Annotated in this window: 27 protein-coding genes, 1 other RNA gene and 1 pseudogene; 20 read left to right on the top strand and 9 right to left on the bottom strand. The window is 65.8% G+C overall.

Annotated features, from left to right (window positions below; all coding sequences use genetic code 11):
• The first annotated feature begins 41 nt into the window (after positions 1-41).
• The 3 genes and pseudogenes from F1C10_RS04725 to F1C10_RS04720 all read left to right on the top strand — a co-directional run bounded on the left by F1C10_RS04725 (position 42) and on the right by F1C10_RS04720 (position 6,255).
• Complete coding sequence (locus F1C10_RS04725; protein WP_185209217.1) at positions 42-1,955, top strand: glycosyltransferase; 1,914 nt, start codon at positions 42-44, stop codon at positions 1,953-1,955.
• Positions 1,956-2,247: 292 nt separating this feature from the next.
• Positions 2,248-2,319: pseudogene (locus F1C10_RS16910) on the top strand (hypothetical protein); the annotation flags it as partial.
• Positions 2,320-2,556: 237 nt separating this feature from the next.
• Positions 2,557-6,255, top strand: a complete 3,699-nt coding sequence (locus F1C10_RS04720; RefSeq protein ID WP_258043069.1) for a rhamnan synthesis F family protein — start codon at positions 2,557-2,559, stop codon at positions 6,253-6,255.
• Between the two features lie 13 nt (positions 6,256-6,268).
• Here F1C10_RS04720 and F1C10_RS16660 read toward each other — a convergent pair whose 3' ends face one another.
• The 5 genes from F1C10_RS16660 to F1C10_RS04695 form a co-directional block, all read right to left on the bottom strand.
• On the bottom strand, positions 6,269-6,439 hold the full coding sequence (locus F1C10_RS16660) for a hypothetical protein (RefSeq protein ID WP_258043068.1): 171 nt from the start codon (positions 6,437-6,439) through the stop codon (positions 6,269-6,271).
• Positions 6,440-6,481: 42 nt separating this feature from the next.
• Complete coding sequence (locus F1C10_RS04710; protein ID WP_185209213.1) at positions 6,482-7,324, bottom strand: sulfotransferase family 2 domain-containing protein; 843 nt, start codon at positions 7,322-7,324, stop codon at positions 6,482-6,484.
• Between the two features lie 15 nt (positions 7,325-7,339).
• Positions 7,340-8,047 carry a hypothetical protein gene (locus tag F1C10_RS04705; protein WP_185209211.1) on the bottom strand — a complete coding sequence of 236 codons (708 nt, stop codon included), beginning with the start codon at positions 8,045-8,047 and terminating at the stop codon, positions 7,340-7,342.
• 117 nt (positions 8,048-8,164) lie between these two features.
• Positions 8,165-9,064, bottom strand: a complete 900-nt coding sequence (rpoH, locus tag F1C10_RS04700) for an RNA polymerase sigma factor RpoH (RefSeq protein WP_185209209.1) — start codon at positions 9,062-9,064, stop codon at positions 8,165-8,167.
• A gap of 59 nt (positions 9,065-9,123) precedes the next feature.
• Positions 9,124-10,071 (bottom strand): RluA family pseudouridine synthase, encoded by a 948-nt coding sequence (locus F1C10_RS04695; protein WP_185209208.1) that lies wholly within the window; start codon positions 10,069-10,071, stop codon positions 9,124-9,126.
• 11 nt (positions 10,072-10,082) lie between these two features.
• Here F1C10_RS04695 and F1C10_RS04690 point away from each other — a divergent pair, with 11 nt between their 5' ends.
• From F1C10_RS04690 to F1C10_RS04635, 12 genes are all read left to right on the top strand, one after another.
• Positions 10,083-10,493, top strand: coding sequence for a M67 family metallopeptidase (locus F1C10_RS04690; RefSeq protein WP_185209206.1), 411 nt, complete (start codon positions 10,083-10,085; stop codon positions 10,491-10,493).
• A gap of 24 nt (positions 10,494-10,517) precedes the next feature.
• Positions 10,518-11,162, top strand: a complete 645-nt coding sequence (locus tag F1C10_RS04685; RefSeq protein WP_185209205.1) for a histidine phosphotransferase family protein — start codon at positions 10,518-10,520, stop codon at positions 11,160-11,162.
• A gap of 68 nt (positions 11,163-11,230) precedes the next feature.
• Entirely contained in the window at positions 11,231-13,411 is a 2,181-nt protein-coding gene (locus F1C10_RS04680) for a chemotaxis protein CheA (protein ID WP_185209203.1), read from the top strand.
• The gene (locus F1C10_RS04675) at positions 13,408-13,839 is read left to right on the top strand and encodes a chemotaxis protein CheW (protein WP_185209201.1); all 432 of its coding nucleotides are present in this window, start codon (positions 13,408-13,410) and stop codon (positions 13,837-13,839) included. The genes F1C10_RS04680 and F1C10_RS04675 overlap by 4 nt, the downstream gene beginning before the upstream one ends.
• A gap of 61 nt (positions 13,840-13,900) precedes the next feature.
• Positions 13,901-14,266 carry a response regulator gene (locus F1C10_RS04670; protein ID WP_085809724.1) on the top strand — a complete coding sequence of 122 codons (366 nt, stop codon included), beginning with the start codon at positions 13,901-13,903 and terminating at the stop codon, positions 14,264-14,266.
• A 35-nt stretch (positions 14,267-14,301) separates the two neighbouring features.
• Positions 14,302-15,333, top strand: coding sequence for a chemotaxis protein CheB (locus tag F1C10_RS04665; protein ID WP_258043066.1), 1,032 nt, complete (start codon positions 14,302-14,304; stop codon positions 15,331-15,333).
• Positions 15,330-16,172, top strand: coding sequence for a protein-glutamate O-methyltransferase CheR (locus F1C10_RS04660; RefSeq protein ID WP_308458077.1), 843 nt, complete (start codon positions 15,330-15,332; stop codon positions 16,170-16,172). Before F1C10_RS04665 ends, F1C10_RS04660 begins: the two co-directional genes overlap by 4 nt.
• A gap of 19 nt (positions 16,173-16,191) precedes the next feature.
• Positions 16,192-17,082: a DMT family transporter gene (locus F1C10_RS04655; RefSeq protein ID WP_185209199.1), complete on the top strand. Its 891-nt coding sequence runs from the start codon at positions 16,192-16,194 to the stop codon at positions 17,080-17,082.
• Positions 17,079-17,768, top strand: coding sequence for an N-acetylmuramoyl-L-alanine amidase (locus F1C10_RS04650; RefSeq protein WP_185209197.1), 690 nt, complete (start codon positions 17,079-17,081; stop codon positions 17,766-17,768). Before F1C10_RS04655 ends, F1C10_RS04650 begins: the two co-directional genes overlap by 4 nt.
• 34 nt (positions 17,769-17,802) lie before the next feature.
• Positions 17,803-18,195, top strand: an RNA gene (rnpB, locus tag F1C10_RS04645) — RNase P RNA component class A.
• A gap of 56 nt (positions 18,196-18,251) precedes the next feature.
• Positions 18,252-18,788 (top strand): J domain-containing protein, encoded by a 537-nt coding sequence (locus F1C10_RS04640; protein ID WP_185209196.1) that lies wholly within the window; start codon positions 18,252-18,254, stop codon positions 18,786-18,788.
• The gene (locus tag F1C10_RS04635) at positions 18,785-19,090 is read left to right on the top strand and encodes a (2Fe-2S) ferredoxin domain-containing protein (RefSeq protein ID WP_185209194.1); all 306 of its coding nucleotides are present in this window, start codon (positions 18,785-18,787) and stop codon (positions 19,088-19,090) included. The genes F1C10_RS04640 and F1C10_RS04635 overlap by 4 nt, the downstream gene beginning before the upstream one ends.
• A 10-nt stretch (positions 19,091-19,100) precedes the next feature.
• Here F1C10_RS04635 and F1C10_RS04630 read toward each other — a convergent pair whose 3' ends face one another.
• Together F1C10_RS04630 and F1C10_RS04625 are read right to left on the bottom strand one after the other, a co-directional pair.
• Complete coding sequence (locus F1C10_RS04630) at positions 19,101-20,069, bottom strand: nitronate monooxygenase family protein (protein ID WP_185209192.1); 969 nt, start codon at positions 20,067-20,069, stop codon at positions 19,101-19,103.
• A 77-nt stretch (positions 20,070-20,146) separates the two neighbouring features.
• Positions 20,147-20,671 carry a gamma carbonic anhydrase family protein gene (locus F1C10_RS04625; protein ID WP_185209190.1) on the bottom strand — a complete coding sequence of 175 codons (525 nt, stop codon included), beginning with the start codon at positions 20,669-20,671 and terminating at the stop codon, positions 20,147-20,149.
• Between the two features lie 88 nt (positions 20,672-20,759).
• Here F1C10_RS04625 and F1C10_RS04620 point away from each other — a divergent pair, with 88 nt between their 5' ends.
• Complete coding sequence (locus F1C10_RS04620; RefSeq protein WP_185209189.1) at positions 20,760-20,927, top strand: hypothetical protein; 168 nt, start codon at positions 20,760-20,762, stop codon at positions 20,925-20,927.
• 3 nt (positions 20,928-20,930) lie between these two features.
• Here F1C10_RS04620 and F1C10_RS04615 read toward each other — a convergent pair whose 3' ends face one another.
• A complete protein-coding gene (locus tag F1C10_RS04615) occupies positions 20,931-22,226 on the bottom strand; it encodes an MFS transporter (protein ID WP_185209187.1) in 1,296 nt (431 codons plus the stop codon).
• Between the two features lie 116 nt (positions 22,227-22,342).
• On the opposite strand from F1C10_RS04615, the gene pgsA reads away from it, so the two are divergent.
• Genes pgsA through F1C10_RS04600 form a run of 3 tightly spaced genes read left to right on the top strand, consistent with a single transcriptional unit; the run spans position 22,343 to position 23,594 of the window.
• Complete coding sequence (gene pgsA / locus F1C10_RS04610; RefSeq protein ID WP_085809716.1) at positions 22,343-22,909, top strand: CDP-diacylglycerol--glycerol-3-phosphate 3-phosphatidyltransferase; 567 nt, start codon at positions 22,343-22,345, stop codon at positions 22,907-22,909.
• A gap of 2 nt (positions 22,910-22,911) precedes the next feature.
• Complete coding sequence (locus F1C10_RS04605; protein ID WP_185209185.1) at positions 22,912-23,163, top strand: MoaD/ThiS family protein; 252 nt, start codon at positions 22,912-22,914, stop codon at positions 23,161-23,163.
• The gene (locus tag F1C10_RS04600; protein ID WP_185209183.1) at positions 23,160-23,594 is read left to right on the top strand and encodes a molybdenum cofactor biosynthesis protein MoaE; all 435 of its coding nucleotides are present in this window, start codon (positions 23,160-23,162) and stop codon (positions 23,592-23,594) included. The genes F1C10_RS04605 and F1C10_RS04600 overlap by 4 nt, the downstream gene beginning before the upstream one ends.
• On the opposite strand, the gene F1C10_RS04595 is transcribed toward F1C10_RS04600, so the two are convergent.
• Positions 23,595-24,254 (bottom strand): fasciclin domain-containing protein, encoded by a 660-nt coding sequence (locus tag F1C10_RS04595; protein WP_185209181.1) that lies wholly within the window; start codon positions 24,252-24,254, stop codon positions 23,595-23,597.
• 540 nt (positions 24,255-24,794) lie between these two features.
• Between F1C10_RS04595 and thiE the strand changes: the two genes are divergently transcribed.
• Entirely contained in the window at positions 24,795-25,472 is a 678-nt protein-coding gene (gene thiE, locus F1C10_RS04590; RefSeq protein ID WP_185209179.1) for a thiamine phosphate synthase, read from the top strand.
• Positions 25,473-25,517: the final 45 nt, after the last annotated feature.

The following is a 25,517-nucleotide window of genomic DNA, read 5'->3' as shown; positions in this document are numbered from 1 at the left end:
ACGCGGGTGCTACGCCATGCAACCGCGATGTTGGGGACAGCATGATCGGCTGGGGAAGACGCGCGCGGCGCGCGGCGCCGTTGCCGGTAATGCCGCCGTTGCCGCCGCTTGCCAAACTGCCCCGACCGGCAATGAGAAGCGCGCTACGCGAGGCCGTGCTACCGCATGATAATGCGGAAGAAGCGCACTCGGCGGAGCGATGGCGGCATATCGCCGCCATAGCGGAAAGCCACGCGGACATGCGAGACATCGGTGATCGACTGTCCGCCCGATCGGGGTACCCGGTCGCCGCCTATGACCTTTTTCGACGCGACGTTCCGGTGCGACCACCGCCGCAAGCCAGCGCTGCGCCGCTCCCGCCGATGCTGGTGCTGGTCGACGCCCTAGATACCGAGCCCTTTCTGTTGCGTGCGACACTGCGTAGTCTGCAGGATCAATCGCATGGCGACTGGCGCGCGATCGTCGCTGCGCCTGCGGTGATCCGCGATCACCCCGTCGGCGCCTTTGCCGCCACTGATCCGCGAATCTCGTACACCGATCGAATGACGTCGGCGGCGTCGAAGGACCATCAGGCAACCGTCGTCGTACTGGACGCCGGCACCGTTATCGATCCCGAGGGACTGAGATGGATTGCTTTCGCCCTCGTGCGTACCGGTGCGGCGGCTGTAACGGTGGATCATGATTACGGCATCGCCGATCCGATGCATCACATCCTGCGTGTCAATCCTGCGTTACACGGGGTGTTCGATCCGGCATTGCTTGCGAACGGCCCGCCGCCCCTGGTTGCAGGCATGCAGCGCCCCGGTGATGCTGTAAGCAAAGCGGCAACCGGGAGTGAGCTTCGTGCTGCGCTCTTGGCGGCAGGGGTGGCCGCAGGTCGGGTTGCCGCCATCCCACGCATACTGGCGACGCGTATGGAGATGCCACTCGTGGCGCGTTCAGGGCTGGTGGATAGCGAGATGTCGCGGTCGCACACGCAGCACATGCAGTCGGGCGCAGCATCCACGCCAATGGACGACACCGCGATAACCATCGTCATACCGACGCGCGATTCGCCGGCGCTCCTCGCGCGCGCCATCACGTCGCTCAGGGCGACGGCACGTGCGCCCGATCGGTTGGATATCGTCGTTGTCGACAATCGGAGCCGTGAAGCCGAGACTTTAGCCCTTTTCGAAGCGCTGGCGCGTGATCGTATCGCACGCGTGATCCCGCTCGACGCCCCATTCAATTGGTCGCTAGCATCAAATCTGGGAGCCGCGGTGGGGATTGCGCCACTGCTCGCCTTCGTCAACGACGATGTCGAAATGCTGGCGTCCGGCTGGGACGACATCTACGCACAGGTGCTCGCAGATCCTGCCGTGGGGGCGCTGGGCGCGCGGTTGCTGTATCCGAACGCAACCGTTCAGCACGCCGGCATGGTGGCCGGTTTCGGTCCGACGGGGATCGAGCACGAGGGGCGTGGCGTGGCGGCGGGAGATCGTGGGCCTGGCGGGCGCTATGTCTTGGCGCATAACGTCGCCGCAGTGACCGGTGCCTTCCTCGGCGTTCGGCGTGAGGCATTCGATGCGATCGGCGGGTTCGACGCCGAGCGACTGATGGTTGCGCACAGCGATGTCGATCTGTGTTTCAAGCTGCGTGAGCGCGGTCTTGTCATCCGCTATTGTCCGGCGATCGAAGCGATACATGCCGAAGGTGCCACGCGCGGTGTCAATCGAAGCCAAGCCGAAATCGCGTGGGACGAAGGTGAGCGCGCAGACCTGATCAACCGCTGGGGTATGGCACTGAACGACGATCCGGGCATCAGCCCCTATTGGCAGCGCGGCGCCGTACCGTTCACGACGCTGCGTGAACCAAGCATTCGCGAAATTCTCGCGCATATCGATCGCAGCGTTAGTCCGATGCCGTGGCGGCCGGCGAGCGAGAGCGACTATGGCGGCTCTGCCTTACCAGGCTAGAAATATTGTCATCACCGTTTCCGAATTCGAATAGGTTAGCATGGCGAACGATCTGATCAGGCGAGCGGCGACGTTGTTCGGCACGGGCGCGCATCGAACTGGTGCCGCGAAGCATCGAACGCTTGGCGATCAGGCGCGCGATCGCGGCGATTGGCGCGGCGCGATGGAACACTATCGTCGCTTTCTCGAGGCGCAACCAATGGTGTTCGCGATTTGGGTTCAACTCGGTCACGCGACCAAGGAGGCCGGCGATCTCGATGGTGCCGAGCAAGCCTATCGCCGTGCCGAGGCGATCGAACCGGATAATGCCGATCTCGCGCTCAATCTTGGTCATCTGCTCAAATCGTTGCGTCGCCGCGAGGAGGCGGAGCGCTATTACCGTCGCAGCTTCGACCTAGATGGAAACGACGCCGCCCGTGCCGAACTTGTATCTTTCGGGATAAGTCCACGACGCGACCTTGCCGTCGTCGCCGAGCGATCAAATGGCGCGCCAATTGGAGCGATCGATCGGGTCGATGGCTATGCGGTACGCGGATGGGCGGTCGAGCCGTACGGTAGCGGCGAGCCGGCCCGAATCTTGATGAGCCTAGCAGGCGGAAGGGTGATCGGTCGGGCGATCGCGACGCAGCATCGCGCCGATATCGTCGCCGCTGGTATAACCGAGGGTCCAGCCGGATTTACGATGATCCTCGATGCCGATGACCTTGCCGGCGAGACGATTACCGTGGAGGCGCGTCTCGCCTCTACGGGTGAGCAGCTCGACGGTTCGCCGCTGACGATCGCTTTGCCGCTGCCGGCGGATCAGATCGCCGAACGCAGGATAACCAACGCGCGCTACACCTTTGCTAGGCCACTCGAGGCCGTCGGCGGCGAGCATGCTATCTTCGTTGCCTATGCGCCCACCGGCATGCTCCAGCCATTCGTTCGCCGGTTCCTGCGGTTGCTGGCGGATCAGGATATCGCTGTCTCGCTGGTTATCAACGCGGACCGGCCCGTGCTGCTTGACGATGACCTGTTGGCAAGCGTCGCCAGTGCGATGGTGCGTGACAACCGTGGCTACGATTTCGGCGCGTGGGCCCATATGCTTCGGGTGGCGCCCCAGCTTTACGGTGCACGCTCGCTCTACATCATCAACGACAGCATCTTCGGGCCGACGACCGAAGCGGCATTCGGCGAGGCGATAGCCGCGCTGCGAGCAAACCCCGCTGACCTCGCCGGGCTTTCCGAGACGCTGGAGCGCGGTTGGCACATCCAGAGCTATTTTTTGCGCATCAGTGCTGATCTGTTGTCGTCCTACGCCTTCCAGCTGTTCGTCAACTCGGTGCACGTCGTGTCCGACAAGGACGAGGTGATCAACGCCTTCGAGGTGCCGCTGACCACGCGGATCTGCGATGCGGGCTTCACCGCGGACGCGGTATTCAAGGTGGACGAAGCGCGTAACCCGACACTGTTCGCGTGGCGACGGCTGCTCGATGCCGGCTTCCCATTCGTCAAGCTGCTGCTGCTTCGCGGCAGGTTCCCGCATATATCGACGAAGGGGTTGGGGAAGGCGCTGCGCCACGCCGGCTTCGATCGCCAGCTGCTCGACGCAACGCTCGACTACGGAACTGACGAGCCTCAACCCGACGGAGAGTTTCCGTTGCTTGCCCGCGTCCGCCCGTCGAGCCGCGACGACGATCCGGTGCCGACTAAACCTTATAAGGTCGCCTTCTTCGGTCCTTGGAACTACGACAACGGTCTGGGATCGGCGAGTCGCGGCATCATCAGCGCGATCCGCAACACCGGCGTGCGGCTCAATCTCTACCCGATCCGAAAGCCGTTCCATGTCCATAAGCCGCTGACCCCGCCGCTCGACGTGATCGATTTCGACGGCCCGGCGGACATCGCGATCGTCCACCTCAATCCAGACTCTTGGCACCTGCTGACGGACGATCAGCGCGGAGAAATCGCACGCGCGGGTCGCCGCATCGGTTACTGGGTGTGGGAGATGGAACATCTGCCGCCGGCTTGGCGGCGCGACTTTTCGTCGGTTGACCGGATCTGGGCGCCGAGCGGGTTTAATGCCGCCCTGTTCGAAGCGCAGGATGAAGCTCCGGTCGACGTCATACCACATCTCGTTCCGGTGACACATGACGCGCCAAACGGTGGTGATGCGATCCGGAACGCGCTGGGACTGCCGACCGATCGGCGCCTGATCCTCTACGTCTTCGACGGCGCGAGCTATCTCGTGCGGAAGAACCCGGCCGCGCTGCTGCGGGCCTTTGAAGCGAGCGGCCTTGCCGAACGTGGCTGGTCACTTGTGCTCAAGACGAAGAACCTCATGGACCGTCCAGGCGACGGACGCGCGCTGGCGAAGCAGGCGGCGGCGATCGATGACGTCGTATTGCTCGATCGCTCGCTCGACACGCACGAACTCCACGATCTCGTTGCCGCGTGCGACATCTACGCGTCGCCACATTGCGCCGAGGGTTTTGGTCTTACCGTTGCGGAGGCAATGGCGACTGGGCGGACTGTGGTAGCGACCGACTATAGCGGCACGATGCAGTTCCTCGACGACTCGTGCGGCTTTCCGGTGAAGGCAAACCGCTGGACGCTCGACGAGGATTTTGGCCATTACACCATGGGTGGAACCTGGGGCCGGATCGACGAGAATGCCCTTGCCGACGCGTTGGTGAAAGCAACTGTTTTGATCGACGCTGGCGATACATCGATTGGAGACGCTGCGCGCTCGCGGATCGCGACAACATTGTCGATCGAGACCATCGGCGCGGCGATCGGCGCGAGTTTCGACGATGTCGTCCGACAGTCGCGTGACATCAGGCGGATGCCCCCCCGCATCGAGGAGGGCGCGACGGGCGTGCCGCTTGCGTCGTTCGAACCCGGGCCGGGCCTGTCGGTGGTGCCGCTGAAAGCCGGCACCTTGAAGCCGAAGGAGCAATGGCCTGGTGAAATCTCCGACAGGTCTGACGAATGGATCCTGTTCGTCCCGGAAGACTGCGGGCTGCATCCGCTGACGCAGCGCCTCCTGATGCGGCAGGTCGCAGCGCGTCCCGATGTTGCGATTTTCTACGCCGATGATGCAGCGTTCGGCGCACCGACATTGATCGAGCAGGTCCGTCTGAAGCCGCATTTCGATCGAACGATGTTCGCCGCGCAGGATTATATCGGGGTGCCGCTCTTCGTGCGCGCCTCGGTGCTGCACGAACTTGGCGGATGGGATACAGCCCAAGGTGACGCAGCGCTGTACGATCTCGTGCTGCGCGCAGCCGAACAAGGCCGCTCGATCGATCGAATCCCTGAAGTGCTCGTCGTTACGACGGGCAAGCGCGTCATTGCGCCGCGCGACATACGTCGCCGGTTGATCGATCGTTCACCGCTGTACGCCGCCTATCATGCCGTGGACGGGCCGACACAGGAAAGCCTGCATCTCAAGCCGCGACTGAATGGCGATCTTCCGCCAGTCACGCTATGCGTGCCGACGCGTCGGTCGGTGATCGAGGGCGGGGTCGGCACCTATGTCGAGCGGCTGCTGGACAGCTTGAAGGACGTTGATTGGCCGTTCGATCGATTGACGGTGCTGATCGGCGACGACGTTATCGGTGAGCCGACGTGGGAGAGGGCCGACTGGCCGTTCACCGTACGACGGATAGAGACGCCGCGAACGCCCGACGAGCCGTTCAATTTTTCTGCAAAGATGAACCAGCTGTGGCGCGCAGCCGACAGCGAGATCGTGCTCCTCGTCAACGACGATATCGTGGCGACGCAGCGCAATTGGCTGCGTGCGCTTGTCGGCTTTGCGGTCGATCGCGACATCGGGGCGGTAGGTGCGCGCCTGCTGTTCGATGACGGTACCGTTCAGCACGCAGGGATCTACGGCGGGGTAATGGGAACGAGCGTCCATGCTTGGCTGGGGCGGCGCGCAGGCGCGGCGACATACATGGACTGGGCGGTGACGCAGCGCGAGCTGTCGATGGTGACGGGAGCGATGATCGCGACCCGCCGCAGCGTGCTGGAGGCGGTAGGTGGCTTCGACGAACGTTTCACGCTCGAGTTCAACGATGTCGATCTGTGTCTCAAGATCCGTCAGCTAGGTCTGCGTATCGTGTACAACCCGGTTGCCGAACTGATCCATTCGGAGAAGAAATCGCGTGGCGAGCTTGCGCCGTCGGGCGAGCAGCTGGCGCTGTTCCTCAGCCGCTGGCAGGATTGGCTGTCTGACGATCCGGCACTGCCGCCCAATATGCGCCGCGACATGCTTGACCTGGCACCTGCCGCGGGACCGGGCAGCTGGTTCGTCTGATTGCTCTAGTCTATCAGTCTATCAGCTCGCCCGCGCGGTCACGGTCATCGCGGCGGACACGCCGCCGCGACTGGCGGCGCGGAGAATGACGCTCCAGCGCGACCGCGACGATCATGACGAGGAAAAGCATCGCTGCAAAAAAGATGATCGAATCCGATTCCCAGTCAATCGACGCAAATCTCATGCAGCCTCCTGTTCGGCGGTCACAATGCGCGAATGGTTGACGTCATTGATCATCGACCATTTCGTGAGCGCGCAGCGTACGCCATTCGTCTCGAATCGCCAGCAAGCGGCGATGGGCCGCTACGTAAAGGTCGCGATCGCGTTTGTTATGATCTAGAATGAAAGCGCGCAATTCAGGCGTATCGGCGACTTCGTTGTCGCCGGTGTTCTCGGTCCTGCGCCTATGCTCTGAGGGGAGCAAATTCTCGCCGAGCAGTCGCGACAGGATATTGAACGACAGCGGATACATTTCCAGCAGGCCGACGAAGGCATAGCGGCTGGTGAGGAACGCTTCGATGGCATCTCGGTCGCGAACATCCCCGGGCAGTAGGAAGCGCGCCATCTTATCCTGCGTCTCACGCGCTTCGACGTAGGATTCGATCGTCGGGAAGCGGGCGATCGTCTCGCGATAGGTCGGGTGGGTCGGCGTGCGCGAGTAGCGATAGTCGGAGATCACCCGCTGCACCGGATCGCGCAGGAAGGTGAAGAAGCGTGCATCGGGGCGGGCCGCACGAATCGGGGCCGCCTGATCCCAAGTGAAATGTCCTGAGCACGATCGAGCCGCGGCCAATGCGCCGCTATCGATGATCGTGTCGATCTCTTCTTCGAGTGAGGAGAAGGTCACGGTATCACCGCCGTGGAAGTATCGACGGTGGATATTGTGATACGGCGCGCGCATCCGCGCGAGTTCCGCGGATAGAGACGAACCCGCAGTCTTGGGAACGTGGATGAACACGCACAATTGATCGACGAAGCGATCGGCGACTAGAAAGTCGCGCAATCCACCAGTTTCAATGTCGCCGAATGACACGTCCGCCCGATCTCCTGCCGCGCGCGTCGATGCCACGCGTATCTCAGGCGCTCAATCGATTTTGGACGAGGGTAGAAGTCTTACGCCTTTACGCGCAGCGGCGTGGTGCGCGGCAAGATAATGCGCGCCGACCGTCGTCAGCGCGAGGAAGCCGACGACCAAGGCGTCCAAGCCGAGCAGGATCCAGACGAGCGCACGCGGCCGGCCCATCGCACCATAGTTAAGCGCGTAATGGACGGCCATCAGCGGGACGGCGCCGGCAATCGTGTAGCCGATCGCGCGCCAGAAGCTGCCAGCCATGATGGCGATCGAGCGGAGGGGGCCGATGCTTGCATTGCCGAGCGGCCACGCGACGAACAATGCCGTCAGATACACGCCGCCGATCGTTGCGAGCGCAATCGACGCAGCCGACACATAGGTCGCCGACGAGCCATCCAGTGCCATGGCCGCCGCAATCGACGGGCCGAACAGCGCGTACCATTGAAACGAGGCTTGTATCACGAACTGAAACGCGAACAGGCCGGCTGCCGGCCATACGACGCGCTTGGCACGCGCCGCGTCGCGATCCCAGGCCATGTACCGCACAAACCAATAGCCCGGCAGGATCAGCGCCAGGGTCTTGGCGAAGCCGAGTGTTAGCCGCCGGTTATCAAGCGCGGCCGCCATGCGATGGCCGTCGAACATGCCAAGGTCGATCTCGACGACGTGCTGAGTGAATTCGAGGATGACAGGGATCGAGAAGAGGATCGGCAGCGCCACCGCGAAAGCCGCGCTGTCATGATAGAGACGCCTGATATCAGCCCACATGTTAAAGCCCCGCCTTGCACGGTGGGAATGGCCGGGCAGGGCGGGGCTGGCAAGCGCAGGCTGTCGTGATCAGGCGGTCAGCAGCCTCTTTTCACCGGCGATCTTCATCATCGCCTTTTGAAGCTTTTCGAACGCGCGGACCTCGATCTGGCGAACGCGCTCGCGGCTGACGCCGTAGACCTGGCTCAGCTCCTCAAGCGTCTTGGGATCGTCGGTGAGACGCCGCTCGGTCAGGATATGCTTCTCGCGATCGTTGAGACTGTCCATCGCGTTGACGAGCATGCCGTGGCGCACGTCGGCTTCCTGCGCCTCGGCAACGACCTGATCCTGCAAGGGTGCATCGTCCTGCAGCCAGTCCTGCCACTGGCCCTCACCATCCTCTCGCATCGAGACGTTGAGCGACGTGTCGCCGCCCATCGCCATACGGCGGTTCATGCTGACGACGTCCGCCTCGCTGACGCCGAGGTCAGTCGCGATCTTCTGAAGGTTCTCAGGCGACAGATCGCCGTCCTCGAACGCGTCGAGCCGCGCCTTCATCCGGCGCAGATTGAAGAACAGCTTCTTCTGCGCCGCGGTGGTGCCCATCTTCACGAGGCTCCACGAGCGCAGGATGAATTCCTGGATCGAGGCTCGGATCCACCACATCGCGTACGTCGCCAGGCGGAAGCCGCGATCGGGCTCGAACTTCTTCACACCCTGCATCAGCCCGATGTTGCCCTCGCTGATCAGCTCGGACACGGGCAGGCCGTAGCCACGATAGCCCATCGCAATCTTGGCGACGAGCCGCAGGTGGCTGGTGACGAGTTGCGCCGCCGCCTCCGGATCTCCATGTTCCTGGAACCGCTTGGCGAGCATATATTCCTGCTCGGGTGCCAGAATCGGGAACTTCTTGATCTCGGCGAGATAGCGGTTGAGGCTCTGCTCGCCGCCGAGTGCGGGGATCGTCGCAGGGACGTTTCCGCTTGCCATGGTACGTCGTCTCCCTTTCCGGAGAAGCGTTTGCCGCGTCGCAGCGAAACGCTTTGATCCTATACGTCGAGTTGACTGAACAGTTCCTGCATGTCCGCAGGCATCACGCTGTCGAAGGTCAGCATTTCGTTCGTTATCGGGTGAACGAACCCGAGCCGGGCCGCGTGGAGCGCCTGACGGTGGAACGCCAGTTCATCAAGTGTACGCTTATGAACCTGTTTCGTTCTACTATAAACCGGGTCTCCCAGCAAGGCGTGGCCGATCGACGCCATGTGCACGCGCACCTGATGCGTCCGCCCGGTTTCGAGGCGACATTCGATCAGCGCCGCGTCACGCAGGCGATGCTCGGTGCGAAAATGGGTGACGGCGCGCTTGCCGTTGGCGACAATCGCCACCTTCTTGCGGTTGTGCGGCGAACGGGCGAGCGGCGCGTCGACCTTCCCGTCGGGGGGCATTGGCCGCCCGGCGACGATCGCCTTGTAGCGCCGATCGATCGAGTGGTCGGCGAACTGCTTCGCCAGTCCGACGTGCGTCCGATCGGTCTTGGCGGCGACCATCAGCCCCGACGTGTCCTTGTCGATGCGATGGACGATTCCCGGCCGCGCAACGCCGCCGATGCCGGAAAGCGAGCCGCCGCAATGGTGCAGCAATGCATTCACCAGCGTACCGTCGAGATTGCCTGCGGCCGGGTGGACGACGAGGCCGGCGGGCTTGTCGACGACGATCAAATGCTCGTCCTCGAACGCGACGACGAGCGGTATGTCCTGCGCCTCGTTGTGCGCCGGCGCGGGGGCAGGGACGGCGACCGCGAACAGATCGCCGGCGGTCGCGCGCTTTGCGGGATCGCGTACCGCCACACCGTCGCGCGTCACCTGGCCGGCGTTGATCAGCACCTTCAACCGCTCGCGCGATAGCGTCGGCACGACGTCGGCAAGCGCGCGATCGAGGCGCCAGCCATCAGCCGCCGCCGCGATCGTCGCTTGAATGATGGAAACCCCCCGGTCCATGTCTCTCGTACATGGGGATCAGGCTGCAGATTTCAAGATCGTTGCGGGAGCGGATCATTGCCGAGGCGACGGCTTCGCTGGATGAGATTTGCGGCCTGCTGCTCGGCGAGGGAGCAACAGTGAGCGACGCGGTGGCGTGCGCGAACGTGCATCCGACGCCGGCGACGCACTTCGAACTTGATCCCACCGTGCTGTTCCACGCGCTGCGCACGGCGCGGGCGGGCGGTCCGGCGGTGATCGGTCACTATCACTCGCACCCGACCGGCAGCACCATGCCCTCAACGACCGATGCCGCCGCCGCTGCGGCGGACGGCGCGTTCTGGATCATCGCGGCGGACGGCGGCGTGGCGGCGTGGCGCGCGGTGCGCGACGGGACGGTGCATGGCCGCTTCGATCCGGTGGCGCTTGCCATTGCGCGCTAGACTCGCCTGCGTCATGGACCAGACATGACCATCGATCCCGTCGATTTCGCCAGCTTGCTCTGCTCGCGCCTGTGCCACGATCTGCTGTCGCCGATCGGCGCGCTCAACAACGGGCTCGAGCTACTCGCCGACGAGACCGATCCGGCGATGCGCGAACGGTGCATGGAACTTCTGGCGGAGAGCGCGCGGACCTCGGCGGCGAAGCTCAAGTTCTTCCGGCTCGCGTTCGGCGCGGCCGGCGGGTTCGGCGAAATGGTCGACACGCGCGAGGCGCAGCAGGCGATCGAGGGGCTGTTCGGCGAAGCGAAGCGGCTGACGATCAACTGGATGGTAGACGAGCAATTCCTGCCCAAGACGGCCGTCAAGGTGCTGCTCAACCTCGCGATGATCGCGGGCGATGCGCTGGTGCGCGGTGGCACGCTCGATATCGGCGGCGAGGCGAACGAGGGCGCGATCGAGATCGTGCTCAAGGCCGAAGGACCGCGTGTCACGCTCGACGACGAACTTCGCGCGACGCTGGTCAACGGCGCCGCGGGGGAGACGGTGACAGCGCGCGCCGCGGCGGCATTCCTGGTCCACGAGATGGTCGCGGGGGCGGACGGCAAGGTGCTGGTGAGCGCACCGGGGGAAAATGTGCTTCTGTTCGGCGCCGCGATGCGCGCGCAGTGACGACGTCCTCGGCATCGCGCCTGCGGTAAACGCGGTATTTACCGCTGCCGGTGCAGATGTCGGCGGCCATGGACGATCTGCTGCAGGAATTCATCGCCGAGACTCGCGAGACGCTCGCCGCAATCTCGGGTGAAATCGTCGCGTGGGAGGCCGATCCCGCCGACCGCGCACGGCTCGATTCGATCTTCCGCTTCGTCCACACGGTGAAGGGCAGCTGTGGCTTCCTCGACCTTCCACGGCTCGCGCGGCTGAGCCACGCGGCGGAGGACGTGCTGCAATCCGTGCGATCGGGCGATCGTGTGCCCGACGCCACGCTCGTCAACGCCGTCCTCTCGATCATCGACCGGATCGGCGAGATCGTCGAGGCAATCGATGCCGGTGTGGCGCTAGACGATTCGGCCGAAGATCTGCTGCTCGCTGCTCTGGCCGGCGAACCCGTCACACCGATCAAGGCGAAGAGCGCACCGAGCGCTGCATCGCGCGCGCCAGTGCGCAGCATTCGCCTGTCGGTCGACCTGCTCGACCGCATGATGAGCGGCGTGTCAGAGATGGTGCTGGCGCGCAACGACCTCGCGCGGCGCCTGCGCGAGACCGGCGATCCCGCGCTCGAGGCAGCGGTCGATCGCCTCTCGCTGACGGTGGCCGATCTGCGCGACACCGTGACGCGCACGCGGATGCAGGCGATCGACGCTCTGTTCTCGCCGCTGCCGCGGCTGGTACGCGACACCGCCGCGCAACTGGACAAAAAGGTGACGCTGACGATCGACGGCGCGGACGTCGAGCTTGATCGCGAGATGATAGAACTGCTGCGCGATCCGCTCGTCCACATGGTGCGCAACGCGATCGATCACGGGATCGAGACGCCCGAGGAGCGGCGGCGCAGCGGCAAGCCGGAGACTGGTCGCCTGACCATTGCGGCGCGCCAGAGCGGCAATCAAATCATCGTTGAGATCACCGATGACGGACGCGGGATCGATACCGCGCGGCTGCTGGCGAAGCGGATCGTTCAGGAGCCGGCCCGCGCCGCGGCGCTGAACGCGCTCGGTGAGCGGGAGTGGCTCGAGCTCGTTTTCGAGCCGGGCCTCTCGACGCGCGACGAGGCGACCGCGCTGTCCGGGCGCGGCGTCGGCATGGATGTGGTGCGGACCAACGTCGAGCAGATCGGCGGGTCGATCCGACTGGCCAATACGCTCGGCCGCGGATTGACCGCGACGATCGCGGTGCCGCTGACGCTGTCGATCCTGTCGGCGATCGTAATCGAGGCCGGTGGCAGCCGTTACGCCGTGCCGCGGCAGGCGATCGAAGAGATCGTGGCGGTGGGTGCGTCCGCGGTGCGGATCGACCGGATCGGTGACGCCCTGCTCGCGACAGTGCGCGACCGCCGCCTGCCGGTCGTTGCCTTCAACGCCGTGATCGAAGCCGGTGATCGGCTGGGTACGCGGCTGATGATCGTCAACCTGCCCGGCGGCAGCTTCGCGCTCGCGGTCGACGCCGTGATCGACGCGCAGGAACTCGTCGTGAAGCCGGCAGCACCGGCCGTGATGGCGGCGGGAATCTACGCCGGGCAGATGCTGCTCGAGACGGGCGAGCCGCTGCTGCTACTCGATTGCGCCGGGCTGGCGAGCACCGCCGGTGTCATGTTCTACGCAGCGACGACAATTGAGGATACACCGGAAGAGATTGCCGCGCCGGCCTTCGCGGCGCTGATGTTCGTCGCGCTCGACGGTGAGCGTCGCCTGATCGCGCTCGACGCCGTCGACCGTATCGAGCCGGTGCCGCCGGCACGACTGAGCTTCGCCGGCGGGCGCTGGTGGGCGAGCGACCATTCCGGCACCGTGCCGCTGATCGTCGACACGCAGCCCCCCGCGGAGATGCTATCGATGCTGTTGCTGCATTCGCGCGACGAAGGTGAAGCACCGACCGGCTATCTGATCCGCGCGGCGAGCGATATCGTCAGCCTTGGCGGAGAGATCATGCCGGTCGACACGCCGGGCGCCGTGGTGGCGGTCGCGGTGATCGATGGGAAGCCGATCGAGGTGATCGATCCGCGCCGGATCGCAGTGACAGTGCCGGAGCCGGGCGCGACGCGTCCGGTCTGCCTGATCGAGGCCGAGACGGCGGATACGGGAGACAGCTTGCTGCGCCGGACGATCGAGACCGCCGGCTATCGGGTCGATACGATCGCGCCCGGTACCTCGGAACCCTCGGTACGTTCTGTTTCGACGAAGGCCGCGGGAGGAACGCGGTGAACGAAGCGCTGCATCTGCTGGCGCGCGTTGCGGATCGCGCGATCGCCGTGCCGGCGGCAATGGTCGATTCGGTGGTGGACGTGCCCGCGATCGTCCCGGCGCCGCGCGCGCATCCCGCGGTGCGTGGGCTCGCCGCGCTGCGTAGCCGGGTGGTGACGGTGGTCGACAGCTGGCACCTGCTGGGTCTCGGCAACGCGCCGCTCGACGTGCGCCGCGCGATCCTGACCGTCGTCGACGGCCATCATCACGCCATTCTGGTTGATACGCTTCACGACGTGCTGACACTTGCGGTGGAGCCGGTTCCGGCAGGCATGCCGCTAGGCCCCAGATGGGGCCCGATCGTCGTCGGAGCGTCGGTGCACGACGGCGAACCGCTTCTCATCGTCGATATCGCCGCGCTCGTTCGCACCATGGGGCGCGCCGATTAACGCGGTGCTTACCGTTGATGCCCCAAGACGCTAGCCTGTAAATTACTCGCGGAGTTGCGTGATGAAATCGTGTCTCGTCGTCGACGACTCCAAGGTGATCCGCAAGGTTGCCCGGCACATCCTGGAAGGTCTCGACTTCGCCGTGTCCGAAGCGGCCGATGGGCGCGAGGCGCTTGAAGCCTGCGTCGCCAGCCCGCCCGACGTCGTGCTGCTCGACTGGAACATGCCCGTGATGAGCGGCATGGACTTCCTGCGTGCCCTGCGCGAGTCGGCGCTGCCCAGCCGGCCCAAGGTCGTCTTCTGCACGACGGAGAACGGCATGGCGCACATTCGCGCCGCGATCGAGGCCGGGGCCGACGAATATGTCATGAAACCGTTCGATCGCGAGACGCTCGAGAGCAAGCTTCAGATCGTCGGCGTCGCCTGACAGCTGCCGTGGCGACCTCGTCGATTAATCGGGCCGTGCGTGGCCCAGCGCCGCAGCGCCTGCTGATCGTCGACGATTCGACGGTTGCGCGCGCCGTGTTGGCGCGCGCGATCTCGGCGGACGCCTCGTTTGTCGTTGCGGGCGCCGTGTCGAGCGTCGCCCGGGCACTGGAATTCCTCGCCGCCGAGCGGGTCGACGTGATCCTGCTCGACCTCGAACTGCCCGGCGTCGGCGGGCTGGCCGGCCTGCCTGCGCTGCTCGCCGCGGGGCGGGGGGCGAAGGTGCTGATCGTCTCCTCGATTGCCGGCGACGGCGCCGCGTCGACCGTCGAGGCGCTCGCCCTCGGCGCGGCCGATACGCTGGAGAAACCGGGGCAGGGGCGCAGCCCCGCCGCCTTCGCGCAGGCGCTGATCGACAAGCTAATTCGCCTGACCGAGACCGACCAATGCGCGCCCAGATCGCTACGCGCACTTCCGTTGCCACGTCGTAGCTTCGATCTCGTCGCGATCGGCGCCTCCACCGGCGGCATTCATGCGATCGGCAGCCTCTTGCGCGCGTTGCCGCGGACGTTCAGCGCGCCAATCGTCGTGACGCAGCATCTGCCGCGCGCCTTCATCCCCTATTTCGCCGATCAGCTTCACGCCATGACCGGCAGGCCGTGCCATGTCGCCACCGATCGCATGACGCCGATCGACGGCGCGATCATCGTCGCGCCCGGTGACGCACACGTCGTTGCGGTTCCCCATCCGCGCGGCGGCGCCACGATCAGGCTTAGCCGCGAGCCAGTTCCCAACGGCAATCTGCCGTCGGTGGATCCGATGTTCGCCTCGCTCGCCGCCTGTTACGGCGCTCGTCTGCTCGCGGTAATCCTCAGCGGCATGGGACGCGACGGCATTGACGGTGCGGCCCTTGTGCGGGCCTCCGGCGGCACGATCGTCGCGCAGGACGCCGCGACCTCGGTCGTCTGGGGCATGCCCGGCGCGGTAGTTCGGGCGGGGCTTGCCGACGCCGTACTGTCCCCAGACGCGATTGCCCGCTTCATCGCGCCGCGGGAGGGCGTCGCGTGACGGCGCTGCGCGAAACCGCGGGCGAGGCGAGCCCCGGCACTATCAACGTGCTTGCAGCTTTGCTGGAGGCGCGCACCGGCCAGCAGATCGCGGCCAATCGCACCTGGCGCATCGATACCGCGCTGCGCCCGATTGCGCATGAACGCGCACTTCCCAACGTCGACGCACTGGTTACGCGCCTGCTTGACGGCCGCGACGCCGCGCTCACCGATCGCGTGATCGACGCGATGCTCAACCAGGAAACCTCCTTTTTCCGCGATGCCGGCGTGATCGAAGCCGCCGCCAACGCGATCGCCGCGCTCGACGCACCGGCGCCGCGCATCTGGTGCGCCGGCTGCTCGACCGGACAGGAGCCGCTGTCGCTCGCGATGGCGTTCGCCGAGCGCGGCGGCGTCGTTCCCGAAATCGTCGCGACCGACGTGTCGAAGGCCGCGATCGCGCGGGCGCGTACCGGCCGCTTCACCCAGTTCGAGGTGCAACGCGGCCTGCCGATCAGGCGCCTGATCCGCTGGTTCGAGGAAAGCGACGGCGCGTGGATCGCGCGTCCCGATCTGCTCCAGCGCATCTCGTGGCGGCGCCAGAACCTCGTCGCGGACCTGCCGCCCGGCGGGCGATACGATGCGATATTCTGCCGCAACGTCCTGTTCTATCTTGCGCCCGGCCTTCGCGCGCAGGTGCTCGGCGCGATCGCGCAGGCGCTGCGCCCCGACGGGCTGCTGATCCTCGGCGCGGGCGAAACGGTGATCGGCCAATCGGACGCGTTCGTGCCGAGCCGGCGCTTCCGCGGCCTATACGAAATCGCGTCGGGCGACCCGAACGTGGTTTACAAGGCCGGCTGAGCGCCGCACCGGGGCGGCGATGACGTCCGCCCCGCCCGCACCCTTCGGCCCGCGCGACCTTCTTGTCGTCGTCGCGATGAACCTCTTGTGGGGGTTCAACATCATCGCGGTGAAGATGGCGGTCGGCGAGATCGCACCGCTGACCGCGGGCTTTCTGCGCCAGGCGATCGTGCTGCTCGTCTGCGCAGGGTCGCTGCGCATCGTGCCGGGTCGGATGCGCGCGTTGCTCGCGCTCGGCTTCCTTTCGGGCGGGCTGTTCTACGTCGCCATCAATCTGTCGCTGGTGGTGGCCGACAACGTCGGCGCGCTGGCGATCGCCGGGCAGCTCGGCGTGCCTTTCTCGATGCTACTCGCGATCATCGTCTTCAAGGAACGGATCCATGGCCCGCGCATCATCGGCATCGTGCTGGCGTTCGCCGGCGTCGGCCTGCTGGTCTTCGATCCGGCCGCGGCGCGCGAGGGGCCGGGCATCGCGCTGACCGCGATCGGCAGCTTCATCTGGGCGATCTGTTCGCTGATCCAGCGCCAGTTGCGCGGCGTGCCAATCCTGACGATCTATGCCTGGGTCGGGCTGATCGGCGCGCTGGTACTCGGCGGGCTTGCGGCATGGGCCGAGCCGGCCGCGATGCGCGCGATCCCGCAGCTCCGCCTCGCGACGCTGGGGTGGGTCGCGTTCTCCGCGATCGGATCGACCGTGCTGGGGCAGGGGGCGATGGTGTGGCTGCTGCAGCGCCACCCGGTCTCCACGGTTACGCCGCTGACGCTCGCCGCCCCGGTCGTGTCCGTCTTCGCGGCGAGCTACTGGTTCGACACGCCGCTCGGGACGGTGATGCTGGCCGGGGGCGGGGTGGCGATGCTAGGGGTCGCCATCGTGACTATCCGCACCGCTCGCGCCAAGGAACATCAATGACGCCGATCGAGGCGCCGTCGCCCAATTTCGACGATCGCGCGCTGCCGATCACGATGATCGTGCTGCATTATACCGGGATGGTCGATGGCGAATCGGCGATCGCTCGTCTGCGCGATCCGGATGCAAAGGTATCGTCGCATTATGTCGTCGCCGAAGACGGCACCGTGCTGCGACTGGTGCCCGACGACAAGCGCGCGTGGCACGCCGGCCGATCGCACTGGCGCGACGTCACCGACATCAATTCCGCGTCGATCGGGATCGAGATCGTCAATCCCGGGCATGAGTTCGGCTATCGCCCCTTTCCCGACGAACAGATCGACGCGGTGATCCGACTAGTCCACGATCTGAAGGACCGCTACGAGATCACCCGCGGCAACATCGTCGGCCATTCCGACATTGCGCCGGCCCGCAAGCGCGATCCGGGCGAGCTGTTTCCGTGGGGCAAGCTCGCACGGCTGCGGCTCGCGCTGCCGCGTCCGACGAAGAATTTGATGGACCCGATGTGGTCGGAGGCAGGCTTCCTGCTCGCGCTGGAGCGGTTCGGCTACGATGTGACGGACAAAATGGCGGCGATCGTCGCGTTCCAGCGGCGCTTCCGGCCCGAACTGATCGACGGCGAGATCGATGCCGAATGCCGCATGATCCTGCTCGCGCTGCTGCTGCCCAAGCCGCAGGGCGACGATTGACCGCAGCGAACCGGGCGCTACAGCGACGCCGACACCAGAGGGCCGGGCGACCGCGTCGTGCTTCATCGCACGCCGAGGAAAGTCCGGGCTCCGCGGAACGACGGTGGCGGGTAACACCCGCCGGGGGTGACCCCAGGGAAAGTGCCACAGAGAGCAGACCGCCCAATCTTCGGATGAAGGCTTCGGCCGGGCAAGGGTGAAAGGGTGCGGCAAGAGCGCACCGCGCTTCCGGCAACGGCGGCGGCATGGCAAACCCCACCGGGAGCAAGACCGAATAGGGGCGACATGGGGCTTCATGCCCCGGGGCGTGTTCCCGCCCGTCGCCCGGGTTGGTTGCTTGAGCGCGTCGGCAACGGCGCGCCTAGAGGAATGGTCGCCCAATCCCGCAAGGGATGGACAGAACCCGGCTTACAGGCCCTCTGGTGTCATCGTCCGCGCGTGCGCCGCTTTAACCTTCGTGTCGCAATCGCTAGATGCACCGCGATGACGCGTTCTTCCCGTTCGAACGACTGGGGTTTCCCTCGCTGGCGGCCTTATGGCGCCGAGCGTGAGGCGACAACGGTGCGTCTGTGCGACCGGCACGGCTGCGAGGAACCGGGCAATTGCCCGGCGCCCAAATCGCCCAACAGCCCGGAACGCTGGTATTTTTGCCAGCAACACGCCGGCGAGTACAACCGCGGCTACAATTACTTCGAGGGCCTGAACGCCGAGGAGGCCGCCGCGCGCGAGCAGAACGAGCGACGCGACGCGTCAGGCTTCGAACAGGCGCGGCATTATGGCTGGGGTGGCGCGGGCGACGGCACGCGCTCGCGTGACGAGATGCGCGCGCTCGAAGTGTTGGATCTTGAGAGCAACGCGAGCTTCGAGGATATCCGTACCGCGTGGCGGCGCCTCGCCAAGTCGAACCACCCCGATGTACGGCCGGGCGATGCCGAGGCCGCAACGCGGTTCCAAGCAATCCAGGCGGCCTATGACGTCCTGCGAACCGCCGAAGAGCGACGGAGCTGGAAGCCAGCGTGAAGCACGCGCGATCGCACTGGCGCGCCGCGCTGCTTGTATGCGGCAAATGTTCGAAGAAGATTGGCGGCGGGTTCGGCGCCAAGGGCCGCGACCGGCTCGCGACTGCGCTGCACGGCGAGCCGGGCTTCGGCAAGGGCCGCAAGGCGGATATCGGCGTGATCGAAACCAAATGCCTCGGGTTATGTCCGAAGCACGGCGTGGCGGTGATCGATACGCGGCGACCCGGGCAGTGGCTGATCGTTCAAGACGGCGAGGATGCCGGCCGGCTGGTCGACGCACTAAGCGCCGACCCGCCACGATAGTCGGCTCCGATCAGGCGGCGAGCCCGATCCTTGCCTTGGCAGCGTTGTACTGGCGCTCCATCCGGTCGATCCGGTCGGCGACGCTCTCGACCTTCTCGACCGCGCCGATGCCCTGGCCCGAGCCCCAAATGTCGCGCCAGGCTTTGGCCTTCGGCGCATTGTCGCCCTGGCCGAAATTCATCGTCTTATAGTCGCCCTCGGGCAGATTGTCGGGATCGAGCCCGGCGCGCTCGATCGAGCCGCGCAGATAGTTGCCGTGAACCCCGGTGAAGAGGTTCGAATAGACGATGTCCGACGCGCGGCCCTCGACGATGCCCTGCTTGTATCCTTCGTCGGCATTCGCCTCCGCAGTCGCGATAAAGGGCGATCCGATATAGGCGAAGTCCGCGCCCATCGCCTGCGCCGCGAGCACCGCATCACCCGTGGCGATCGAGCCCGACAGCGCGACGGGCCCATCGAACCACTGGCGGATCTCGCTGACGATCGCGAACGGCGAGAGCCGCCCCGCGTGCCCGCCGGCGCCACTTGCCACCGGGATCAGCCCGTCGGCGCCCTTCTCGATCGCCTTGCGCGCGAACCGATCGTCGATCACGTCGTGGAAGGTGATGCCGCCCCAACCGTGCACCGCTTGGTTGAGCTCCTCGCGCGCGCCGAGCGAGGTGATCGTGATCGGCACTTGCCACTTCTCGCAGGTGGCAAGATCGGCATCGAGCCGATCGTTCGACTTGTGGACGATCTGGTTGACCGCGAACGGTGCGGCAGGGCGATCGGGATTGGCGCGGTTATGCGCGGCTAGTTCCTCGGTGATGCGATGCAGCCATTCGTCGAGCAGCCCCTGCGGCCGCGCGTTGAGCGCCGGGAAGGATCCGACGATCCCTGCCTTGCACTGCGCGATCACCAGATCGGGGCCGGAAATGATGAACAGCGGCGAGCCGATGATCGGCAGGCGCAGGCGGGATAGGATCGCGGGAACGGACATAAACAAGGTTATGTCGTTTGCGATCCGACCTGTCCAGCGCGTTCCGACGTCGATCTGAACGCTCGTTAAAGCAGCGGTCAGTCCACGCGCTTCAGCCCGCTCGCCGCGGCGCGGGCATTCTCGACGTAATGAGCGGCGGAGACCTTGAGGCCAGAAATCGCGCGCTCGTCGAGCTGCTTCACGGCGCGCGCTGGGCTGCCGACGATGAGGCTGCCGGGCGGGAAGCTCTTGCCCTCCGTCACCAACGCATTGGCGCCGACGATGCAGTCGTCTGCGATGACGGCACGGTTGAGGACGGTTGCGCCCATACCGATGAGCACCCGGTTGCCGATCGTGCAGCCGTGCAGGATCGCATGATGGCCGATCGTGCAATCCTCTCCCACCGTCAGCGGTGAACCGGGATCGGAATGCAGCATCGCGCCTTCCTGGATGTTGCTGCGCGCACCGATCGGGATCGTCGTATTGTCGCCGCGGATCACCGCCCCGAACCACACGCTGGTGTCCTGTGCGAGGCGGACGTCGCCGACGATATCAGCGCTGGGGGCGACCCAGGCAGTGTCGTGACAGGTCGGTCGCTGACCGCGAAATTCGTACAAAGGCATCATCGTCTCCTGTGCCATCTTCGGACAGCGGCAAATTGCACCGGAAATCCACTGGGCGAAATCGTAAACAAGGCGTTAATCCGCGACCATGAAGCACCCGATGATTCCCGCCAACGGCACCGCACGGCACCCGCTTCGTCGCACGCTGCCGCCGCCGCCGGCCCCTGCCGCCGCGCGCAACGACGATCAGGATCTTAAGCTCTTCGTATTGAGTTTCACCGCCTTTTTCGTGTGCTTCTATACGCTTATCATGTGACGTTCAGTCGCAGGCGCGGTGCAGCCGCTGCGCGATCCACGCCGAGATCACGCACATGCCGGCGACCAGCAGCAACAGCTGGCTCGCCGTCGCGCCCAACGCGGTGACGCCGGCGACTGCGACCGATCCGATCGTCATCGCCCCGGCATTGACGACGTTGTTCGCCGCGACGGTGCGCGCAGTCTGATCCTTGGCAACGGTCGTGGTGAGGAACGCATACAGCGGCACCACAAACATGCCGCCGAAGATCGCTACAAACAGAAGCGCAAGCAGCACCAGTGGCGCGCCCGGGTGCGCGATGAACGCGGGGATGTCGTAGAGTGTGCCCGCGGGTGCCGCCTCCCAGCCGTTGACGACGAACCAGAAGGCGATCACCGCCCCGCCCATTGCGATCACCGAGGCAGGCGAGAAGCGCGCCGAGATATGCCCGCGCAGCATCAGGTTGATGACGACCGAGCCGATCGCGACGCCGACCGAGAAGATTGCGAGCACGAGGCTGGCAACGCTGGCATCGGCGGTAAGCACGTTCTTCACCAATGGCGGGAAGATCACCACCAGCACCGAGCCGATCGTCCAGAAGAAGCTGATCGCGCAGATCGCGAGGAATAGCCGCGGAATGTGCATCGTCGCGGCAATGAGGTTCCACGACGCGCGGAACGGATTGAGATCGAGCGTCAGCGGTGGGCCAAGGCGGGGGGCAGGGGGGACCATGCGCGCGGTGATGTACCCAAGCAGTGCCACCACAAAGGTGACCGCCGCCACCGTTGCGATCGAGTGGTAGATGAAGCCTGCCAGGATCGTGCCGAGCAGGATCGACAGGTAGGTGCCCGCTTCCACCAGCCCGGTGCCGCCCAGTACGTCGCCCTCCTCGAGGTGTTGCGGCAGGATGGCGTATTTGATCGGGCCGAAGAAGGTCGAGTGAATGCCCAGCCCGACGACCGCGCCAAGCATCATCACCACCGGCAGCGTCACCTGCCCGGTCCGCGCGAGCAGCAGCCCGCCGCAGCCTAGCGCCATGATGCCGAACTCGGCGATCTTCACCATCCGGATGATTCGCGCCTTGTCGGTGCTGTCGGCAAGTTGCCCGGACAGCGCGGAGAGCAGGAAGAAAGGAAGGATGAAGAGCGCGGCGGCCAGCGCGTTGAAGAAGCTTTCCTGCGCTTCATCGGCAAAGATCTGATAGGTCGCGAACAGGACCATCGAGGTCTTGAAAAGATTGTCGTTGAAGGCGCCCAGGAACTGGGTGACGAAAAGCGGCAGGAAATGTCGTCGTTTAAGAAGCCCAAGGGCATTGATCATGACGGAAATGCGCCCGGTTGTGGCTGTATCGGGGCGGCATAGCGTGCCCTCGCCAGCGCTGCCAACCCCGCGCAGCCGGGGTTGCGCGGACCGCCGGGGTGGCTAAGTCGCGGATCGTGCTCACGCTGCCCAACCTGCTCACCTTGTCGCGCATCGTCGCGGTGCCGGCCTTGGTGGCTTTATTGTGGTGGCCGACGTGGGAGGCGGGGTTTGCGCTCGCCTTCGCGCTCTACTGCCTGATGGGCATCACCGACTATTTCGACGGCTATCTCGCACGCGCGCAGGGCGCGGTGTCGCGACTGGGCGTGTTCCTCGATCCGATCGCCGACAAGATCATGGTGGCGGCGGTGATCCTGATGCTGGTGGGAACGCGGCACGACGATGTCGCGGCAATCACCGGCATCCATATCATCCCGGCGCTCGTCATCCTGCTGCGCGAGATCGCGGTATCGGGGCTGCGCGAGTTCCTTGCCGGGCTGCAGGTGTCGCTGCCGGTGTCGCAACTCGCCAAGTGGAAGACGACGCTGCAGCTCGTCGCCTTCGGTGCGCTGATCCTGGCGGGCGCACTGCCGGCACTCGAATGGATCAAGCTCGCGGGGCTCGTGTCGCTGTGGAGCGCCGCCGCGCTGACGATGGTGACGGGGTGGGATTACCTGCGCGTCGGCCTGAAGCACATGGATTGACGATGCGGATGGTATATTTCGCGTGGGTACGCGAGCGGATCGGTACGGGCGAGGAGGAGGTGTGCCCGCCTGGCGACGTCGAGACGATAGCGCAGTTGATCGACTGGCTAGCCGATCGGAGCGCTGGCCATGCCGCAGCGTTTGCCGACCTGGCGCGACTGCGTGCGGCGCGCGATCAGGCGTTCGTCGCGCTTGACACGCCGATCGCCGGCGCGCGTGAGATCGCGATCTTTCCACCGGTGACGGGCGGATGATTCGCATCCGCGTCGATCCGGCGCCGATCGATGTCGCGGCCGAAATGGCGCTGGCCGAGCAAGGCGGCGCCGTCGCGACCTTTACCGGGCTGGTACGGGCCGACGACGGGGTGCGCGTGCTGACGCTGGAGCATTATCCGGGCGCGACCGAGGCAGCGCTCGAGGCGCTGGCGCGGGCGGCGACGACGCGCTGGTCGCTTGCCGCGGTAACAATCGTCCACCGCGTCGGCCCAATGGTGCCAGGTGATCGTATCGTATTTGTCGCGGCCGCTGCGGCGCATCGCGGCGCGGCGCTCGAAGCATGCGCCTATCTGATCGACCGACTGAAGACCGATGCGCCGTTCTGGAAGCGCGAGACGGTGGGCGAGGCCGATCGCTGGGTCGAGCCGCGCGCCACGGACGCGGACGCCGCGGCGCGCTGGACCGGCTGATCAGCCGAGTCGAGGCACTAGCACGCCGTTCACGACGTGGACGATGCCGTTGGTCTGCTGCACGTCGGGCGTCTCGACGAAGCTCTTGTTGCCGTTGACGTCGGTGAGCACCACCGCCTCCCCGTCGCGCGTGACGGTGAGCGGATCGCCCTCGACCGTTGTCAGTCGGGCCGCGCCCCCGCTCGCCGCGACACGGGCGCGAAGCTGGTCGAGCGTGATCGCGCCGGGCACGACGTGATAGGCGACCAGCCGCTGCAACGTTGGCCGGTTTGTAAGTGCGAGCAGCTGGTCGACCGCGCCCACCGCCAGCCGGTCGAACGCCTGATCGGTCGGCGCAAAAACGGTGATCGGGCCGGGCGCGGCGAGGGTCGACCGCGTCTCGGCCGATGCGATGGCGCGCGACAGGGTACGAAGGTTCGGGGCCGCGGCGCAATTGTCCGCGATCGTGCGCGTGCCGAGCATCGCCGCGCCGCCGACGCGCGGATTGGTGACGGTCGCGGCCGCCGCGGCGAGGGCTGCCGACGCGTTCAGCGTGGCAGGCGCGGTGACGGGCGGGATGTACGCGGGCGCGGCAGGGGTCGCCAGCCTGGACGGCGCCGCTGCGCAGCCCGCCAGAACGATGGCGAGGGCGAACGTGGCGCTACGGGTGACGGTTTTCATGACGCATCCAACAATCGTGTGATGTTAGTACGTCTGGTGAAGCGGTGTAGTTGCTCATCCCGTCGCTGAACGGGTGCTGGTCGTCCCTGACGGTTAGCTCGCCGCGAAGTGAAAGCGATAGCGCCGCCGCTGCTCGCCCTTCACGGCTCTTCCGCCGGTGACTTCGTCTAGGACAACGCCAAGTCCGTTCGTGTCCGGCGCTCCGAGCGTGAGGTCGCGTTCGATCCGCGTACCGTGCCGTTCGATGCGTGTGCGTACGATCAGCCGGCCGGCCCATATGCAGGCGACCCGAGGAGGGCCGCGGCTATCTTCGATCACACGAAGCGGGGTTACCCGCAGTTCGCCGATTGGGCGCGCCTGCCCTAACGGCGCGACGGCAGAAGCCGACGCGGCTGATAACAGAGCCGAGAGTTGGACCGCGATGAGCAAGGGTGAGTGCATCAAGCCAGTTATGCCGGCGAAGGCTGACGGCGCGATGAACCCGCCAGCCATCCGAACTGGCGGCTTCCGTAGCAGACACGGGGGGGCTACCGGCAGGGGATGACTGACGATCCCCTCGGCCCGCTCGATCCAGATTTCGCCGCCTCGTTCCGACGCGACGATCGCCGTCCGCCATGCCAGCTGTACCTCGTCTCACCGCTGGACGTGACGGGCGGCTTCGCGGATCGACTCTCGCGCGCGCTCGACGCCGGCCCCGTCGCGGCGTTCCAGTTCCGCGTGAAGGACGTCAACCAGCATGACGCCGCCCGGCTGGCCGAACCGCTGCAGCGCATTTGCGCCGATCGTGACGTCGCGTTCATCGTCAACGACAGCGCCAGCCTCGCCAAGCGGATCGGCGCGGATGGCGTGCACCTGGGGCAGGACGACGGCGATCCGCGCGAGGCACGCGCGCTGCTTGGCCCCAACGTGCAGATCGGCGTGACGTGCCACGACAGCCGCCATCTTGCGATGGAGGCGGGCGACGCGGGCGCCGATTACGTCGCCTTCGGCAGCTTCTATCCCACGGTAACCAAGACGGTGAAGCACCGGCCCGAGCCGGTGATCCTATCGTGGTGGTCGGCGCTGTTCGAGTTGCCGTGCGTCGCGATCGGCGGGATTACGCCCGACAATGCCGCCCCGCTCGTGGCGGCGGGTGCGGACTTCATTGCCGTATCGAACGCCGTCTGGGGCGGCGACGAGGCCGCCGCGATCCGTTCCTTCGCCGCATTGCTCGGCTGAAACCGCTCGCCATTCGCTACGCGAGCGAAACCACTTGCGGCGCAG

The organism is Sphingomonas sp. NBWT7 (genome assembly GCF_014217605.1).
Classification (GTDB): domain Bacteria; phylum Pseudomonadota; class Alphaproteobacteria; order Sphingomonadales; family Sphingomonadaceae; genus Sphingomonas.
Note: the sequence above shows the minus strand (reverse complement) of the source record. Positions and strands in the feature narration are given on the sequence as shown.

Coding starts and splice junctions, on each gene's coding strand:
- F1C10_RS04725 (WP_185209217.1), top strand. CDS start 42: ATGATCGGCTGGGGAAGACGCGCGCGGCGCGCGGCGCCGTTGCCGGTA.
- F1C10_RS16660 (WP_258043068.1), bottom strand. CDS start 6,439: ATGAGATTTGCGTCGATTGACTGGGAATCGGATTCGATCATCTTTTTT.
- rpoH (WP_185209209.1), bottom strand. CDS start 9,064: ATGGCAAGCGGAAACGTCCCTGCGACGATCCCCGCACTCGGCGGCGAG.
- F1C10_RS04695 (WP_185209208.1), bottom strand. CDS start 10,071: ATGGACCGGGGGGTTTCCATCATTCAAGCGACGATCGCGGCGGCGGCT.
- F1C10_RS04690 (WP_185209206.1), top strand. CDS start 10,083: ATGGGGATCAGGCTGCAGATTTCAAGATCGTTGCGGGAGCGGATCATT.
- F1C10_RS04685 (WP_185209205.1), top strand. CDS start 10,518: ATGACCATCGATCCCGTCGATTTCGCCAGCTTGCTCTGCTCGCGCCTG.
- F1C10_RS04680 (WP_185209203.1), top strand. CDS start 11,231: ATGGACGATCTGCTGCAGGAATTCATCGCCGAGACTCGCGAGACGCTC.
- F1C10_RS04670 (WP_085809724.1), top strand. CDS start 13,901: ATGAAATCGTGTCTCGTCGTCGACGACTCCAAGGTGATCCGCAAGGTT.
- F1C10_RS04655 (WP_185209199.1), top strand. CDS start 16,192: ATGACGTCCGCCCCGCCCGCACCCTTCGGCCCGCGCGACCTTCTTGTC.
- F1C10_RS04650 (WP_185209197.1), top strand. CDS start 17,079: ATGACGCCGATCGAGGCGCCGTCGCCCAATTTCGACGATCGCGCGCTG.
- F1C10_RS04640 (WP_185209196.1), top strand. CDS start 18,252: ATGACGCGTTCTTCCCGTTCGAACGACTGGGGTTTCCCTCGCTGGCGG.
- F1C10_RS04630 (WP_185209192.1), bottom strand. CDS start 20,069: ATGTCCGTTCCCGCGATCCTATCCCGCCTGCGCCTGCCGATCATCGGC.
- F1C10_RS04625 (WP_185209190.1), bottom strand. CDS start 20,671: ATGCCTTTGTACGAATTTCGCGGTCAGCGACCGACCTGTCACGACACT.
- F1C10_RS04620 (WP_185209189.1), top strand. CDS start 20,760: ATGAAGCACCCGATGATTCCCGCCAACGGCACCGCACGGCACCCGCTT.
- F1C10_RS04615 (WP_185209187.1), bottom strand. CDS start 22,226: ATGATCAATGCCCTTGGGCTTCTTAAACGACGACATTTCCTGCCGCTT.
- F1C10_RS04605 (WP_185209185.1), top strand. CDS start 22,912: ATGCGGATGGTATATTTCGCGTGGGTACGCGAGCGGATCGGTACGGGC.
- F1C10_RS04600 (WP_185209183.1), top strand. CDS start 23,160: ATGATTCGCATCCGCGTCGATCCGGCGCCGATCGATGTCGCGGCCGAA.
- F1C10_RS04595 (WP_185209181.1), bottom strand. CDS start 24,254: ATGAAAACCGTCACCCGTAGCGCCACGTTCGCCCTCGCCATCGTTCTG.
- thiE (WP_185209179.1), top strand. CDS start 24,795: ATGACTGACGATCCCCTCGGCCCGCTCGATCCAGATTTCGCCGCCTCG.